Origin of the sequence: Mycobacterium sp. 20KCMC460, from assembly GCF_022179425.1 — a bacterium.
In the GTDB taxonomy this organism is placed as follows: Bacteria; Actinomycetota; Actinomycetes; order Mycobacteriales; family Mycobacteriaceae; genus Mycobacterium; species Mycobacterium kiyosense.
In genome coordinates this window covers 106,149-122,531 of record NZ_AP025525.1, presented here as the reverse complement: position 1 = coordinate 122,531, position 16,383 = coordinate 106,149, and the positions used below count along the sequence as shown (strand labels likewise).

16 protein-coding genes and 1 pseudogene are annotated in these 16,383 nt (G+C 65.2%); 6 read left to right on the top strand and 11 right to left on the bottom strand.

Annotation, left to right across the window (positions count from 1 at the left end; translation table 11 throughout):
* Positions 1-18 precede the first annotated feature (18 nt).
* The 7 genes from MKCMC460_RS29650 to MKCMC460_RS29620 all read right to left on the bottom strand — a co-directional run bounded on the left by MKCMC460_RS29650 (position 19) and on the right by MKCMC460_RS29620 (position 6,737).
* Positions 19-1,509, bottom strand: a complete 1,491-nt coding sequence (locus tag MKCMC460_RS29650) for a NuoM family protein (protein WP_238306200.1) — start codon at positions 1,507-1,509, stop codon at positions 19-21.
* A gap of 3 nt (positions 1,510-1,512) precedes the next feature.
* A complete protein-coding gene (locus MKCMC460_RS29645; protein WP_238306199.1) occupies positions 1,513-3,351 on the bottom strand; it encodes a proton-conducting transporter membrane subunit in 1,839 nt (612 codons plus the stop codon).
* 4 nt (positions 3,352-3,355) lie between these two features.
* Positions 3,356-3,658, bottom strand: a complete 303-nt coding sequence (locus tag MKCMC460_RS29640) for an NADH-quinone oxidoreductase subunit K (RefSeq protein WP_238306198.1) — start codon at positions 3,656-3,658, stop codon at positions 3,356-3,358.
* Complete coding sequence (locus MKCMC460_RS29635; protein WP_238306197.1) at positions 3,655-4,218, bottom strand: NADH-quinone oxidoreductase subunit J; 564 nt, start codon at positions 4,216-4,218, stop codon at positions 3,655-3,657. The genes MKCMC460_RS29640 and MKCMC460_RS29635 overlap by 4 nt, the downstream gene beginning before the upstream one ends.
* Before the next feature lie 5 nt (positions 4,219-4,223).
* Entirely contained in the window at positions 4,224-5,144 is a 921-nt protein-coding gene (locus tag MKCMC460_RS29630; RefSeq protein WP_238306196.1) for a complex I subunit 1 family protein, read from the bottom strand.
* A complete protein-coding gene (locus MKCMC460_RS29625; protein ID WP_238306195.1) occupies positions 5,137-6,276 on the bottom strand; it encodes a hypothetical protein in 1,140 nt (379 codons plus the stop codon). The genes MKCMC460_RS29630 and MKCMC460_RS29625 overlap by 8 nt, the downstream gene beginning before the upstream one ends.
* A 116-nt stretch (positions 6,277-6,392) precedes the next feature.
* A complete protein-coding gene (locus tag MKCMC460_RS29620; protein WP_264890987.1) occupies positions 6,393-6,737 on the bottom strand; it encodes an NADH-quinone oxidoreductase subunit A in 345 nt (114 codons plus the stop codon).
* Between the two features lie 260 nt (positions 6,738-6,997).
* On the opposite strand from MKCMC460_RS29620, the gene MKCMC460_RS29615 reads away from it, so the two are divergent.
* On the top strand, positions 6,998-7,744 hold the full coding sequence (locus MKCMC460_RS29615; protein ID WP_238306194.1) for a TIGR00730 family Rossman fold protein: 747 nt from the start codon (positions 6,998-7,000) through the stop codon (positions 7,742-7,744).
* A gap of 13 nt (positions 7,745-7,757) precedes the next feature.
* On the opposite strand, the gene MKCMC460_RS29610 is transcribed toward MKCMC460_RS29615, so the two are convergent.
* Positions 7,758-8,168, bottom strand: a complete 411-nt coding sequence (locus tag MKCMC460_RS29610; RefSeq protein ID WP_238306193.1) for a hypothetical protein — start codon at positions 8,166-8,168, stop codon at positions 7,758-7,760.
* A 201-nt stretch (positions 8,169-8,369) separates the two neighbouring features.
* Here MKCMC460_RS29610 and MKCMC460_RS29605 point away from each other — a divergent pair, with 201 nt between their 5' ends.
* From MKCMC460_RS29605 to MKCMC460_RS29585, 5 genes are all read left to right on the top strand, one after another.
* Complete coding sequence (locus tag MKCMC460_RS29605) at positions 8,370-8,576, top strand: heavy-metal-associated domain-containing protein (RefSeq protein ID WP_238306191.1); 207 nt, start codon at positions 8,370-8,372, stop codon at positions 8,574-8,576.
* 42 nt (positions 8,577-8,618) lie between these two features.
* Entirely contained in the window at positions 8,619-10,871 is a 2,253-nt protein-coding gene (locus MKCMC460_RS29600) for a cation-translocating P-type ATPase (RefSeq protein WP_238306190.1), read from the top strand.
* Between the two features lie 32 nt (positions 10,872-10,903).
* Positions 10,904-12,154 (top strand): pyridoxal-phosphate dependent enzyme, encoded by a 1,251-nt coding sequence (locus MKCMC460_RS29595; RefSeq protein WP_238306189.1) that lies wholly within the window; start codon positions 10,904-10,906, stop codon positions 12,152-12,154.
* Between the two features lie 817 nt (positions 12,155-12,971).
* Positions 12,972-13,613, top strand: coding sequence for a DUF305 domain-containing protein (locus tag MKCMC460_RS29590; RefSeq protein WP_238306251.1), 642 nt, complete (start codon positions 12,972-12,974; stop codon positions 13,611-13,613).
* Positions 13,567-14,910, top strand: a complete 1,344-nt coding sequence (locus MKCMC460_RS29585) for an IS256 family transposase (RefSeq protein WP_238306188.1) — start codon at positions 13,567-13,569, stop codon at positions 14,908-14,910. Before MKCMC460_RS29590 ends, MKCMC460_RS29585 begins: the two co-directional genes overlap by 47 nt.
* A 29-nt stretch (positions 14,911-14,939) precedes the next feature.
* Here the strand turns inward: MKCMC460_RS29585 and MKCMC460_RS29580 are convergent, their stop codons facing one another.
* The 3 genes and pseudogenes from MKCMC460_RS29580 to MKCMC460_RS31595 form a co-directional block, all read right to left on the bottom strand.
* A complete protein-coding gene (locus MKCMC460_RS29580) occupies positions 14,940-15,857 on the bottom strand; it encodes an acyl-CoA dehydrogenase family protein (protein ID WP_238306187.1) in 918 nt (305 codons plus the stop codon).
* 68 nt (positions 15,858-15,925) lie between these two features.
* A pseudogene (locus MKCMC460_RS29575) lies at positions 15,926-16,225 on the bottom strand (acyl-CoA dehydrogenase family protein); the annotation flags it as partial.
* A complete protein-coding gene (locus MKCMC460_RS31595) occupies positions 16,222-16,383 on the bottom strand; it encodes a hypothetical protein (protein ID WP_305071309.1) in 162 nt (53 codons plus the stop codon). The gene MKCMC460_RS31595 and the pseudogene MKCMC460_RS29575, both read right to left, overlap by 4 nt.

Sequence of the window (16,383 nt, the reverse complement as noted above, 5' to 3'; positions counted from 1 at the left end):
GGTCTCGGTGTTCACCGGCTATCTCCCGACCAGCCCGATGAGCGCGCGCGAGGCCGGCTCGATCAGATCCAGCAGAGGTCGCGGCAGGATGCCGATCAGAATTGACAGCGTCAGTAGCGTTCCGGCCGAGCCCATTTCGGATGGGTGCAGATCGAGAAAGCCCTGCGAGTGGCCTGCAGTGTCCCCGGTGAAGATGCGCTGCAGGGCCCGCAAGAACAGGGCAGCAGTGATCAGGATGCCCGGTAGCGCGGCCGCGGTGAGAGGTGCGGCGGCGATGCTGCCGGTGAAGATCTGGAATTCGGCGATGAAGCCGGAAAATCCCGGCAATCCGAGGGAGGCGAAAGCGCCGAGCGCGAACAAGGCAGCCAATTTCGGTGCCGGCTCGGCCAGACCGCCGTAGGAGTCCATCTCGTAGCTGGCGGCACGGTCGTAGAACACGCCGGCGAGCAGGAACAGCGCCCCGGTAATCAGACCGTGACTGACCATCTGCGTGACCGCTCCGGTGACCGCCACCGCCCGCGCGTCGGCGGTGCTGCCCGAGAGCAGACCGGCGGCGCCGAGGGCCAGCACGATGTAGCCCATGTGGTTGACCGAGGTGTAGGCCACCATGCGCTTGAAGTCGTTCTGCGCCAACGCAACCAGCGCACCGTAAAGCACCGACACCACTCCGACGGCGATGATCACCCACGCCCAGGCACGCCAGGCCTGCGGCAGCATCGGCATCGCGATCCGCACGAACCCGTAGGTGCCCATCTTCAGCAACACCCCCGCCAGCACCGCCGAGCCGGTGGCCGGCGCGTCGGTGTGGGCCGGGGGAAGCCAGGTGTGGAACGGAACCGTCGGCGTCTTGACCGCCAGCCCGAGCAGAATCGCCGCCAGGACCAGCCCGCCGGCCAGCGGCCTACCTGTCAGCGGAGCAGCGGCAACCAGTTCGATCATGTCGAAGGTGTGCGGATCGGCGGCGATGTAGAGGCCGATGAAGCCGACGAGCAGCGCCAGTGAACCCAGAAAGGTATAGAGGAAGAACTTCAGCGCCGATCGAGCCGCGTCCCCGTGGCCCCATCCGGCGATCACGAAATACATCGCCACGATCGACAGGTCGAAGAACACGAAGAACAAGATCAGATCCGCGGCGACGAACAGACCTAGGCTCACGCTCTGCAGAAACAGGAACAGGGCGGCCTGCGACCGAGGCCGGTCTCGGCCGCGCAAACCATAGATCGCGCAGGCCAGAAAGATCACTGCGGTCATGACCACCAGCGGTAGCGATAAGCCGTCGACGCCGATGTGGTAGCTGCTGTTGACTCCCGGGATCCAGCGGGCACGTTCCTCGAAAGCCAGGCCATTCGGTGCCGGTGTCTTATAGCGTGCCCACACCAGCAGCGTCAGCAGCAAATCCACGGCAGTGAGGACGACCCACACCCAGCGGGCGGCGAACTCGCCCGACTTAGGTATGGCGAGCACGCCCGCCGCAGCGGCCAACGGCATAAAAACGATCAGACTGAGCACCTGTCACCTCACCGCCACAAGAAGCACGACGCCTAGCACGACCACCACCGCTGCGACAAGGTAGTACTGGTGCAGCTGGCCGGTCTGCGGTCTGCGCGCCAGCGCCCCGAGCTGACGTGTTCGCGTCGCCAACGATTCCACAGCGGCATCGACGCGGCGGTCATCGGTGCGGGCCGCCCATTGGCCGGCTCTCAGCGAACCGGCGGCGATCCGGTTCACGGCCCGGTCGAGAACGCCGTCGTCGAACCGGGCCAGCGCATGAGCCAGCCGCATGGTGGGGCGGGCGACCGCGGCATTGGCGGCCCGTTGCAAGCCAAGCCAGTCGGCGGCCCATCGCGGCTCTGGGACCCCCCAGCGCATCACCGTGACCACCACCAGAAGCGCCAACGCCGCCGACGCCGCCAACTCGGGCGCTGTGGCGTGTGCGGTCGACCCGTGGTCGAGAACACGGCTCATCGTCGGCGCGATTGGCGGCAACGCCAGTACCCCTGCCACGGCGGCACCAGCTGCTAACACAAGAATGGGCAGCTGCACAAAGGCGTTGAGCGCCTTGGGCTTCGGAGACTTCGGCTCCCCGACCGGCGCTGCCGCGCCCCACACCGCAACGAGGATCTTCGCCGCATAGGCCGCCGACAGCGCGACGGCCACCAACCCGACCGCATACAGAGCGATCGAGTGGTCAAGCGCTACCGCCAGCACAGCGTCCTTTGTCGCCCAGAGGGATAGCGGCGCAACTCCAGCCAGAGCGACCGCAGCGACGGTGGCGCACCAGCCGACCAGCGGCCATCGCCGGGCCACACCGTGCAGCTTGTCAAGCTGTTTGGTGCCGAGCATCGAGAGCCAGGCGCCGGCGGCAACGAAGAGCCCGGCCTTGGTAAAGGCGTGCGCGACCAGCTGCGCGGCGCCACCGCTGACCGTACCCACTCCTGCTGCCATCACCACGAACCCGAGCTGCGCCGCAGTGGAGGCGGCGAGCAACTGTTTGAGGTCGCGTTGGGCCACCGCGGCAGCGCCCAGCAACACTGCGGTTGCGGCGCCGGTCCAGGCCGCTACTTCGGCGGCCCATCCAGTCGCTGCCAGCAGCGGCTGGATGCGCAGCAGCAGGTACGCGCCCATGGCCACCATGGCCGCCGAGTGCAGGAGTGCGCTAACGGGGCTGGGGCCCTCCATCGCGCGTGAAAGCCAAAAGGAAAACGGCAGCTGCGCCGCCTTGCCCAAGGCGGCGATGAACAGCCCAGCCGCAATAGTGTTGCGCCACAGTGTAGTTGCGTGGGGCAGATCCGCCAACGCTAGCCCCGCGCCGCCGGCAAGCGCCGCGCCGGCGGCCAGATAGAGCCCGAGGTCGGCGCTGCGGGTGGTCACGAACGCGGTGAGGCCGGCCGACATGCGAAAGTCATCGCGCCACCAGAATCCGATCAGCGCATACGAAGCCGCCCCCATCACCTCCCACGCCAACAGCAGCGCCGGCAACGTGGCGGCGGTCGCGGTCAGTAGGGCGGCCGAGGCGAAAAGCAGCATCAACCCGTGGAATCGGCCTGCGGCTTCGCGGATGTCGGCCACGGCGAACACCAGGACCAGCAGGGTGACCACCGCGACGGTGGGAACCACCACCGCCGACAGGCTGTCCATGGACAGCCCGAACTGCCCACCAGCCACGAAAGCGACGCTTACAGCGGGACGAGTCATTGCCACCACGATCGACAACCCGACCACTACCGCTGACGTGGCGAGCGATATCGCAGGCGCGAACCGATCCCAGCGGCGCGCAAGGAGCAATGCCGCACCGCAGGCCGCCGGCGCGCAGACCAGTAGCCACAAGGCCAGCTGCGTCGTCGAGATCATCCGTTCATCCGGCCAAGTCGGCGGCCGCATCGGTCATGTCGGTGCGGCGCTCGCGGTGCAGCAGTGTGGCCACTGCGAATCCCATCGCCATCTCCACGGTCATCGCGGCGATGATCACCAGCAGCACCACCTGTCCGGGCGGTGCGGGTGCCGAAAACCACCAAAAGCCGCCGGCCGCCAGGATGACGGCGTTCATCATCAGCTCAAGGCCCATCATCACCATGACCACGACCTGCTGCGAGAGTGCTCCGTAAAGGCCGACGCTGAACAACGCCGCGGCTACCAACAGAACGGTTTGCAGTGTCATCGCCCCAACCCGCCGGGTTGTGGATCGCTCGTGGGCCTGCGTTTGAGGTCGTCGCCGAACCGGTCGTAGCGGCTGCGTCGTGACGCCAGGACGACACCGGCGACGATGGTCGCGACCATCACCGGGCTGATCACCGACATGGCCAGCATGCTGGGGCCCATCAACTCCTCGCCGAGCGCGAAGGTCAGATCCTTGGGAGGTGCGCCGCGCCGCGCTGGCCAGTCGGTGAGCAGGATCCCCGACGCCAGCACCACGAACGTTCCGATCGCAGCGGCTAATGCGCGTCGCTTGTCATGCACCATGCTCATGGGCATCAGCGCCGGGTTCATGCCCATGAACATCACCATGTAGACCGCCATCACTGCCATCTCCATCACCATCATCAAGATGATGACGATGCCGATGTAGTTCTGCTGCAACAGCACAACCGCGACGCCGACCGCGATGAACGAAACGGCCAGGGCGTAGGTGGCGCGGGCCATCGAATTGACGATGAAAACCGCGGCTCCGGTCAGCACGGCGGTCACGGCGACGACCCAGAACACAAAGTCAACGATCATGCGAGTCACTTCCTCACTGCGATGACGGCCACGACGAGGTCTTGCACAAGCGTGAGCGGCAAGAGCACCATCCACCCGATCTCCAGGAATTTCTCGGGTCGCAGCACCGGAAGCCGCCTGCGCAGCCACACGAACACCGACAGCAAGCCGAGGGTCTTGAGCAACACCCATAGCCAGGCCGGCAACAGCGGACCCGCACCGCCGCCGAGGAACATCGGCACCGCGAACGCCGCACCGGCAGCCAAGAGGGTGTAGCGGCCCGCCTGGAATACGAGTCGATCCACCCCGGACAGCTCCGCGCTGACACCGCCGGCAATATCAACTCCCAACGCGGCCGAGAAAGGTCCCCACACCGAAAAGGCCACTGCTCCAAGGCAATAGACGACGAACGCGATCGGCATCCACACCACGAACCACAGCCCTTGTTGCGCGGCGGCCACATCGGCGACCCGTAGGCTCTGCGCGGCGATGGGCGGCGCAACCAGCGCGAACATGAGCGGCATCTCATAGCCGAGCCCATGAGCCAGGAATCGATAGCCGCCGACCAGAGGATGGGCGGAGTTCGGACCCCACCCGGCAAGCCACACCAGTGCCCACACCATGACGTCCATGGCGTTGAACCACATGACTCCGACGTCGAGGTCGGCCAGCGTCCAGCGCCCGAACGGCACGACAGTCACCATGAGAGACGCGGCGACGATCAGGCCCGCTCCACCGGCACGCCACAGCAACGCATCGGCGGCCACGGTGGTGCGACGGCGCTGTCGCATCAGCCGGGCGACTTCGTAAACCGCATTAGCCGGCCCGGCGCCTTGGGCGGCAAGCAAGCCGTCGAGGGTCGCCGCGTAGAAGCCGAGGCACAGCAGCAATGCCACACCGCCCAGCGCCCACCCGCCTGGGACCGTGGTGATCGAGACGTCAGCCATCGCGACGACCCGGGTGCGATGCTGTGTCGATGCCGAGGCTGGCGATCCCCAGCCGGGCAGCCGCGACGTCCAGTCCGCTGACTAGATCGGGCAATGCGTCAACGACGGTGGTTGCAGCTGTGGAGACGCCACTTCGTTCGTTCGTGAGCGCGTGCTGCGCCGCATTGACCTGCGCGAGGAGGCGGTCGTAACAATCGCCGACCAGGGCCGGCGGCAGCGCGAGAGTGTCGCAGTCCTCGGGCGTCAACGTTGCGATGTCGCGCAACGACCAGCGCAGCGTTCGTGAGCGCCGGAGCTTGCTGTGCAGGGTGTCCAGCAGGCGAGCGGCGTGCCCGATGTCCGCCTCGCTGAGCAGCGCGTCACGTGCGCTTTGGGCGCTTGCTGCCGCACCCGGCCAGCCGGCCAGTGCCAGCAGATCAACGACATGGTCACAATGTCGCGCCGCAATGTGAGTACTCGGTCCGGTCGGCGGGACCTGCTCGCCGACTTCTCGGTCGACGATCCACGCTTCGGCTCGGGTGAGGACGTCCCCTTGTAGCGAGCACCGCACCACCAGCCCCGCGGGCCAGTAGCGCAGCACCGGCCCAAGGCGAAGGTGCAGCACATCCATTTCCAATCCGTCACGGTCGTCGCCGCTTTCGGCCAGCGCAATCCCAGCCGGTGCCATGTCCATCCCACCGTGGTGCATGTGCTGGTGTGCGCTGTGGTCCATGTGCTCGTGCCCGCCCGGACTGGGGGCGGTGTGCTCGTGATGCTCTTGCTCGCCGTGGTCCATGGCGTGGTGGTGGTGCTCGCCGTGGTTGGTGGCGTGGTGCTGGTGCTCGCCGTGGTCCATGGTGTGGTGGTGGTGCTCGCCGTGGTTGGTGACGTGGTGCTCGTGTACGCCGTGGTCGTTGCCGTTCAGCTTCGGAGATTGAGCGCGCTTTCGCGCGTCCCGGCGGTGCACCTCGACCTCCGCCAACTGCGTGCCCGCGCTATGCAGCGCCGACTCGACCGCGTCGGGACCAGCCAAGTCGATGCGAACCCGAGGCCCCGGCATCTGGTCCCAGACCCGCTCGATCGCCTCGTTCAGTTCTGGTCCCGGGGTACCGCAGACCGCTAACACGTCAGCGTCCGCGGGGGATGTAGCCACACACCAACCGCGGACTCGAAGTCGGTGTTCGGTCTGTGCGCGCAACATCCACGACCCAGGGGCCTCCACGATGAGCACGTGTGCCCGTCGTGCTGCGCATCGGGCCAGCTGCCGCGTCAGACCCACCGCAGGACGCCCTCGCGCCAAGCCCATGCGACCGCCACAAGCAGCACCGTCAGAAACGCAAACATTTCGGTGATGGCGGTCGCGCCCATTTTGATGACCACCAGCGCCCACGGATACATGAACAACATCTCGACGTCGAAGGCGAGAAACACCAGCGTCGCCAGATACCAGCGAACGTGATACCGCGACAACGCATGCTCTTCAGGTGGCCATCCTGACTGAAAAGGCAGCACCGTCAACGTGTTAGGGCTGATTGCACTGAAGCGATGCAATCCGTACACACTGGCAAGCCCCGCAACAACAACCGCCAGGGTCCACGCCACACCCGCATACATCGCGGCTCCTCGTCTGTCGTGGTGGCACGAACTCGGTACCGTCGCGGCCGCTTCTAAACCCAAGTCGTCGATGACTTCCATCGGCAGCGCTAGTCCGCAGGCGCTGTCGTCGCCAGGCAGTGGCCGTTCAAATAACGTATCAGCCCTTAGCCAGTGCGGAGATTCTCGACTGACGGAGATTCGGTCGCGATCACTCCTCAGCCCAACCGGTGACAAGACGAAGTGGTATAGGGCGCATCAGTTTCCTTGTTGTCCTGGCCGTGGCACGATCGGCTCAAATGCAAGAGTCATCAAATTGCGTCCCCGCGACATGCGACGAGGAGTTGCTGTCCTGCCTGGGGCCGGGCTTTCCGCCGCTGTCGGGCAGCGATCCCGGCCGGGTCGCCAGGATCCGCGACGAGGTGGCGCATGGTTTTGCGGCCCTAGCGGATGTCACCCATGCCGTGTCGTTCTTTGGTTCCGCGCGGACGCCGCCGGATCATCAGCACTACAAGATGGCGCGCACGCTGGCCGCACACTTAGGCAGCTTGGGGTTCGACATCATTACCGGCGGGGGGCCGGGGATCATGGAGGCCGCGAATCGCGGCGCCCGCGACGCCGGTGTGCGGTCGATAGGCCTTGTCATCGAGCTGCCTTACGAGCAGCGGCCTAACCCGTTCATCGACCTCTCACTTCAGTTCAATTACTTCTTCGTGCGCAAGTTGATGTTCGTCCGCTATGCCTCGGCGTTCGTAGTTCTTCCGGGCGGCTTCGGAACGCTTGACGAGCTTTTCGAGGCCCTGACGCTGATACAGACTCAGAAGATACGCAACTTCCCTGTCGTACTTGCGTGTTCGGACCACTGGACCGGGTTGGAACGTTGGATTCGTGACCGACTGTTGGACACGGGACTGGTGTCGGGTGCCGACGTCGACTTGCTCGTGATCGCCGATGATCCGGGGGAGATCGGCGAGTTGGTGAAGCGATGGCGCCGACGACAGTTGGAGACTTACCGTCCATCTCGGTGAGGGGATGTCGGCGCTAACGACCGAAGGCCCAGGACGAGATGTCAGACATCCGCACGCGGAGCTGGTCGTGTGAATACACTTCGCCGTTGCTGCGGCGGTAGGTAACCCGCGATAGGTGCATGTACTCGTGAAGTTCGCCACCATTGGGGCAGTTCGGACAGTTGCCGTCGGTGAAGGTTTGTCGGCTATGGTCCGCACCGACCGTCTGAAGGTAGCCAAGAACCTTCTGGTCGAAATGCCAGCAGGGCTCGATGACACCCGTCACAGTTCCTCCTGGCAGGTGCAGAGTCACATCGACGTCTGCGCCGGGTGTGTGTGGGTTGGACTCGATTGCGTTGATGATCAGGTGAAGTGAGCGGTCGATGGTCCCTGTCGCGAATGGCGTTGCGGGCGCGGTCACGGTATCGGACTTGCCTACCGGCATCTGCTGGTCCCTTCGTAGCCGGGTCGATGGTGCATGTATTCGGGCGGTAAAACCGGGTATTCGATAGTTCTACCGCATGCCACAGCCACGACACCGATTTGGGGAGCAAGCCGGGCCGCACGTCTTGATCAACGGTTGATTACCCTAGGGGGGTATGGTAGACAGAGATTACCAAGCGTTAGCTACAGATTGGAGACCGCGATGAGCACCTTGACCGTCACCGTTTCCGGGATGACCTGCGGGCACTGCGCTTCCTCCGTTCGTGAGGAAGTCGGCAATATCCCTGACGTCACGGCAGTGGACGTGGAGCTCGGCAGCGGCAAAGTGACCATCGACAGCGATGGCGTGATCGAGTTGGATGCGGTCAAGAATGCGGTGGAAGAGGCCGGCTATCAGCTGGTCCGCTGAAACAGCCCGTACCACTTCAACTGATTCAACTGAAGGAAAATCATGGACTCCGCCACGGAAACCACCCGGCATCTTGAGCTGCGGATCGGTGGGATGACGTGTGCCTCGTGCGCGGCCCGGATTGAGAAGAAGCTCAACAAGATCGAGGGCGTCAGCGCCTCGGTCAACTATGCCACCGAGCGGGCCCACGTCGACTACCTCGGCAACGTCTCACCCGATCAGTTGGTGACGACGGTGGAGCAGGCGGGCTATACCGCGGAAGCGCCCAAGCAGGTTTCACCGGCTATGAACCACGAGGCTTCCCCGCCGGTCGCAGAAACCGATCCGGCCGCAGCGATAAGGCAACGCCTGCTGGTTTCACTGGTGTTGACCGTGCCGGTGCTTGCGATGGCCATGGTGCCCGCCCTGCAGTTCGTCAATTGGCAGTGGCTCTCGCTGACGCTGGCCGCGCCGGTGGTGGTGTGGGGAGGGCTACCGTTCCACAAGGCCGCCTGGGTGAATTTGCGGCACCACACCGCCACCATGGACACGCTGATCTCGATGGGCACGATCGCCGCCTTGGGTTGGTCGGTCTACGCGTTGTTCTGGGGCACCGCCGGTATGGCGGGCATGAGGCACCAATTCGAGCTGACGATCTCCCGTAGCGATGGCACCAGCAACATTTATCTGGAGGCCGCCGCAGGCGTCACCACCTTCATCCTTGCCGGCCGGTTTTTCGAGGTCCGCTCCAAGCGGCGGGCCGGTGCGGCGCTGCGGGCGCTGCTAGAGCTCGGCGCCAAGGTGGTCGCGGTGCGCAGAGACGGTGTCGAGCACCGCATCCCGATTGAGCAGCTCGCTGTTGGTGACGAATTCGTCGTACGCCCTGGTGAGAAGGTGGCTACCGATGGCCTGGTGATCGAGGGCTCCTCGGCGGTGGATGCCTCTATGCTCACCGGGGAGTCGGTGCCGGTTGAAGTAAGCCCCGGAGATCAGGTTGTGGGCGCCACCGTCAACGTCGGCGGGCGAATAGTGGTGCGCGCCAACCGGATCGGTGCAGATACTCAGTTGGCGCAGATGGCGAGGCTGGTTGAAGAGGCGCAATCGGGCAAAGCGCAGGCGCAGCGGTTGGCCGATCGCATATCGGGAATCTTCGTGCCGATCGTGCTCGCGTTGTCGCTGGCGACACTTGGGTTCTGGGTCGCGACAACCGGATCCATCGCCGCAGCTTTCACTGCGGCGGTGGCGGTGCTGATCATCGCATGCCCGTGTGCCCTGGGTCTGGCCACGCCGACCGCCTTGATGGTCGGCACCGGCCGTGGGGCCCAACTCGGGATTTTGATCAAGGGACCCGAGGTGCTGGAGTCGACACGGCGAATCGACACCATCGTGCTCGACAAGACCGGTACCGTCACCACCGGCAACATGGCCCTGCTGGACGTGATCGCTGCGCGCGATGAACAATCCGCTGAGGTGCTGCGGTTGGCGGGCGCGCTGGAGGACTCTTCCGAGCACCCGATCGGCAGGGCGATCGCCCGGGCAGCCCGTGAGAAAATCGGCCAGTTACCCACCGTCGAGGGTTTCGCCAACCGGGAAGGGTTGGGCGTGCAGGGAATCGTCGAGAGTCACGCTGTGACCGTGGGCCGGCGACTCCTGGCGGATCGCTCGCAGCAGCTACCGGACAGCCTCACTGGGTCGTTGGGTCAGGCCGAGTCGGAAGGCAAGACCGCGGTCGTGGTCAGCTGGGACGACACGGCCAGGGGAATCCTGGTGGTGGCGGATTCGGTCAAGCCGACGTCGCACGAGGCCGTCGAGCGGCTGCGAGCGCTGGGGCTGACCCCGATCATGCTGACTGGCGACAACACGGACGCGGCCCGTGCGATCGCCGGGCAGGTGGGCATCGACCAGGTCATCGCCGAAGTGCTGCCGCAGGACAAGGTGGAAGTTGTACGGCGGCTGCAGGCCGAGGGCAAAGTTGTGGCCATGGTCGGTGACGGTGTCAACGACGCCGCGGCCCTGGCGCAGGCCGATTTGGGGCTTGCGATGGGGACCGGCACCGACGTCGCGATCGAGGCCAGCGATCTGACACTGGTCAGCGGAGACCTGCGCTCGGTGCCCGCCGCCATCGAGCTCTCGCGTAAGACGTTGGCGACGATCAAAGGCAACCTGTTCTGGGCATTCGCCTACAACATCGCCGCTTTGCCGCTGGCAGCCGCCGGCCTGCTCAACCCCATGCTGGCGGGTGCGGCTATGGCGTTCTCCTCGGTATTCGTGCTGACCAACAGCCTCCGGCTGCGCACCTTCAAACCGAACTGGTAAGACGGAGCTGACGCTGAGCAGCCGACCCCGACATGAACGCCCGGTATCTCGGATTGCTCCGGTGCCCCCGCTGTGGCGAGGAAGCACCGGAAGATAGAGCCGCCTTCGGATGTTCGCGCTGTGCACGCGCCGGCATTGGAGTGAATCTGACCCCGGTCTATGCGATCAAGGCGGGCCCTCTGCCATGGAAGGCGTCCCAGGCAGGAATCTTCGCATACCGCGATTTGCTGCCACTGGCGCCAGAGGACGCTCCGGTGACCTTGGGTGAAGGTCAGACGCCCCTCGTTCCGTTGAAACGGCTAGGGTCCCGGCTTGGACTACACAGGCTCATGCTCAAAGACGAAGCCCGCAATCCGACGTGGTCATTTAAGGACAGGCTGGCGGCGGCGGCCGTCACCAAGGCGGTTGCTTTGGGAGCTTCGACCGTCATCGTTTCGTCGACCGGAAACCACGGCGCAGCGGTGGCCGCCTACGCAGCCGCGGCAGGGCTTCGGTGCGTGGTTCTCACGCTGTCGTCGGTGCCGCGCGAGATGAGCATTCTCATCCGCGCCTACGGCGCTTGCGTCGTCGCTTATGAGAACGGCCCGGATCGGTGGTCGGTGCTGCGACAAGCGGTCGAGGCGTTCGGCTGGACGCCGATATCCGGGGCAGTAACGCCGCCGATCGGTTCCAACCCGTTCGGGGTGGAGGGATACAAGACGATCGCCTACGAGCTGTGGCGACAACTCGGGGAAGCGCCCGACGTTGTCGTCGTCCCGACGGCCTACGGTGACGGGTTGGCCGGTATTCGCCGGGGTTTTGCTGATCTGGTTGGTCTCGGTCTCAGTACCCGCATGCCCAGGTTGGTCGCGGTGGACCCGTTCGGTGCCTATGCCCACGGGCTCCAAGCCCCACCCGGACATCAGCCCACCGTCCCCACTCGACCGTCAACCGCATTCTCGGTCGCTGCGCGGGTGGCCACCTATCAGGGATTGGACGCAATCAGGGCCACCAACGGAACGGCCGTAGCAGAACCGAGCGATGACGCGATCACTCGTATGCAACTCGAATTGGCGTCGAGCGAAGGCATCTACGCAGAAGGCGCGTCGGTGTTGACGGTCCTTGCCGCTCAGCAGCTCGCTGCCCGAGGTTGGATCGGTGCTGACGAGAGCGTCGTGCTGCTGTCGACGTCGACCGGGCTCAAAGATCCTGGCTCAACGGCCAGCCACTTGACCGGCCTACCGGTCCTGGCACCCACCTTGGCGGCTCTCGAGGCGGCGCTACCCGTCGGCATGTGGCGATAGAGCGCGTGTGCACACCGCCGAACCCGTCACACGAGATGGACTCCGATCCGCTCTCACAACCATTCTCATGGCCGCATAGGCAACTGCTTTTGCCGTGCCACTGTTTGGCGGTCTGACACCGCGGGTATTGCTGAACCATGAAACGGAAGACGACAATTGCTGCGGCTGCCGTTGCAATCACAGCGAGTTTGGGCACGTTCGGATTTGGCAGTGGTGCCATCGCTGAGGCACAGCCGGGAACATTCCCGACCGACCAATGGTGCCCTGGGGCGTACTGGAACCCCTTCTGGGGGTCGAACTGGGACTGGAACCACTGCCACGACTCTTTTAACCCCGGCGGCGGGCATGGTCCTTTTGGGCCCGGCGGCGGCGGAGGAAACGGAGGCGGGGGACATCGTGGCGGCGGCAATGGCGGCGGTGGGCACGGTGGCGGCGGACACTAGCGCCGTTGAGGATCGACTGATGGGTCGTCCCGGAGTTGAAGAGACCTCGGGCCGTGCAGTCAGATCAGGCGTCCATTCGGCCGCCAAATAGCGTGTGCCGCAACACAACGGCAAGTATCCTCTCACCCGGCCGGGCGCCGGACGCAGTGACATGATGGTCGCAGCCGCGGGCCCGCTGGCCGTGACACCGGATTTTGAAGAAGGCCCTTGGCGAGCCGGCGCCGGAACACGGACGCCGCCGACAACAGTGTTGGTGCCCGAATGCATTCCAACACCGTCGCTCTCCGAGTCGCCCCTCCCGCGCCTGCTACCGTTTACCCGTATAGGTATGCGAAACCGACCCTGCACTTGATTCTCGAAAGGAAGTCATAGTGATGGTGCAACGATCACTGACCGCCTCCGCTGCTGCGGCTGCAGTCGTGGCGCTGCTGACCTTGACAGCATGCGGCAACTCCGGCAATCAGGCCGGATCCGGTACCACGACGGCCGGCTCGTCGAGCGTGTCGAGTTCCCCGGCGGGCACGCAGGCGCACAACGATCATGACGTCATGTTTGCCCAGCACATGATTGCCCACCATCAGCAAGCCATCCAAATGAGCGACATCATCCTGGGTAAGCAGGGCATCGATCCTCGCGTCGTCGACCTGGCCAACCAGATCAAGGCTGCGCAGGGACCGGAAATTCAACAGATGCAGACGTGGCTGAACCAGTGGGGACAGCCCACGACGCCGGGCGGCATGTCCCCTTCGTCGACGATGCCCGGGATGCCGAGCCAGAGCGGCATGCCCGGAATGCCCGGTATGCCGAGCCAGAGTGGAATGCCCGGGATGCCCGGGATGCCCGGTATGCCGAGCCAGAGTGGAATGCCCGGGATGCCCGGGATGGGGTTGTGTCCCTCCAGCGGTGTAAAAGGGTTCGGACGTAGGTTCCCTCGAAGACCAGCAAGTCTGAAGGAAGGAACCCACGTCCGTGTCGAAGAGGATATCGCCTGCGCAGCGGTTGCAGGCAGAAATTGATGAGGTGTTCGCCGGCGGCGAGGACCTGGCGGGTGCGATCGAGCAGGTCGCGGTGCTCGGCGCCCGGTTGCTGTTGCAGGCCGCGATCGAGGCCGAGGTGACCGCGTTTTTGGGCCGGGACCGCTATGAGCGGGCCGCAGGCAGTGCGGGCGCCCGCGCCGGGATGCGCAACGGGTACTGCCCGACCACGGTGAAAACCACCGCCGGCCCGGTGACGCTGGAGCGGCCGAAGGTGCGCGGCACCGCCGAGCGCTTCGCCTCCCAGTTGTTCGGTAAGGGGGTGACCAAGACCAACGCGCTGGAGTCGCTGGTGATCGCCGGGTTCGTGCGCGGACTGTCGACACGCGATGTGCAGGCCACCTTGACCGAGGCGCTCGGCGAGACCGCCGCGGTGTCGAAATCGACGGTGTCGCGCATCTGCGAAGACATCCGCGACCAGTTCGAGGCCTGGAGCGCTCGCCGGCTCGACGACATCGAGCTGGATTACCTGTTCCTCGACGGCAGCCACTTCAAATACCACGCCAACGCGTCGGCCGACCCGGTGCTGGCCGCGTGGGGTATCGACACCGACGGCAACCCGGTGTTCGTCGGGCTGAAGGCCGCTTCAAGCGAGTCCGGTGACGCGTGGGAGGGGTTTTTGACCGGGCTCGGTGAGCGTGGGTTGGCGTGTCCGCTGCTGGTGGTCAGCGACGGTGCGGCCGGGTTGATCGGCGCGGTCGAGCGCACCATGGGCGCGGCGCTGCGGCAGCGGTGTCTGGTGCATCGCGCCAGAAACGTGTTGGCCAAGGTGCCCAAGAACGCCCAAGCGGAGGTCAAGGCCGACTACTGGTCGATCTTCGAGGTGCCCGACACGATCGAGCCCGGCCCCGACGCGGTCGGGTATGTGCAGAAGCGGCTCGACGTGTTCGAAAGGCGTTGGCGCGACTCCTATCCGGCAGCGGTGCGGTGTCTGCTCAGCGACCGTGACTCGCTGACGGCCTACCTGCGGTTCCCGCGTGAGCACTGGACCCGGGTGCGGCACTCCAATTTCATCGAGCGGACGTTCGGTGAGACCCGCCGCCGGGTCAAGGTCATCGGTCGGCTGCCCGGCGAGGTTTCCTGTCTGAAGCTGGTGTGGGCGGTGCTCGATCGCGCCTCGGCCGGGTGGCGAGGGTTCACCATGACACCGGCCGGGCTGCGGCTGCTGGCCAACCTGCGCAGGTCGCTGCATGACCCACTTTCCGAACTCCCGCAACGGAATTCGGGAGTTCACGCCGAAACCGGCGTGGCGCCAACCGATTCAGCTGCCACCGCATAGAATCGATTGTCACAGGCCGACTATTCGTTTCAGGTGGGGAGCGAGCCTTCTCCCCACCCGAACGTGGCTATGACGTGAAGCCGGGCACCGGGTAGCGGCCGTTGAGTATGTAGTTGCCGACTTCGGCGATCTTGTAGGAGACCGGGTCGTGCAGGGTATGGGTGCGGATGTTTCTCCAGAATCGGTCGAATCCGTACCGGGGGGTGTGTGCCGCGGGCTCCGATGACCTCGAAGATGCGGCTGGTGATGTCGAGGGCGACCTGTGAGGTCAACGCCTTAACGCCGGACACGCGGACCATGAGCTCACCGCGATCCTCGGCGGTCAGTTGTCGGCCTTTGTCCCAGACGGTTTGCAACAGTCGCGCGGCGTCTCGCGCGGCGGCGTCCGCGCCTTGGTAGGCAATGCCCATTTCGCCGTAGGCGCGCACGACGTAGGGATCCTCGACCGCCTGGGTGACACCGGCTGGTGTCCACGGGCGGGCTTGGGTTCGGGTGTAGTCGCGCGCGGCGTCGAGCGCCCCCTGCGCGATCCCAAGGTAGACGTTGGCGAAGCTCAGCTGGACCAGTGGCCCGAACAGGCTGGCGGGCTGGAACTGGAAGAAGTCATTGATGATGGCGTTGGGGCCCCCGAGAACCTCGTCAGCGCGCACCTCCACGTCGTGAAACTCCACGGTGCCACTGTCGGTGCGACGCATGCCCAGGGCGTCCCAGTCGTCGTTGACTGTGACGCCGGCTCGGTCGGTCGGGATCACCGCGGTGATGATCGATCCCTGCTGCGCTGACGCGTCTTGAACTACTCCAAAGACGAGCAGCAGGTCTGAATCCGTGGCGCCGCTGGTGAAGTGCTTGGTGCCTTCAAATCGGTAGCTTCCGTCTTCGTGGGGTGTGGCACGGACCTTCCAGTCCAGCACGTGGCTGTTGTTCTCGCTGGATGCGTTGCCGGCCACCAGTTGTGTTGCGCCACCTGGCGGTAGACGTGCTCCGTCTGTTCGCTCGACCCCAAGAGCTCGATGAACGCGATGCACACGGTGTGGTACCCGAACAGATGACCCAAGGAGCCGTCTACTTTGGCGATCTCGCGGATCACCTCGAAGATGGTGGGCCAGTCAGCACCCCATCCCCCGAACCGTTGCGGAACTGCCAGCGACAGTAGGCCGCTGGCGCGCAGGTCCTCGCGTTCGGTGGTGGCCGATCCGCCGGCACGGTCGCGCTCGATGAGGCCGTCCTGCCATGTCCGGGCCAGATCACGCGCTACGGCAACGGGGTCGGCGAGGTCGGCTGGCCGGGGCTTCGCGGTGTTGGTCGTCAGTGTCATGATCCGTTTCCTGGTGTCGATCGGTTCAGGCTTGCGGCTAAGAACTCCGGTGCGGCCCATTGCTCAAGATCGACCGGGTGATCGATCAGGTCGTTGTCGAGGAGGAACCGCTGTGTCTGGTCCAGCAGGTTGATGGCGGATTCGTCCAGGCGTGGCAC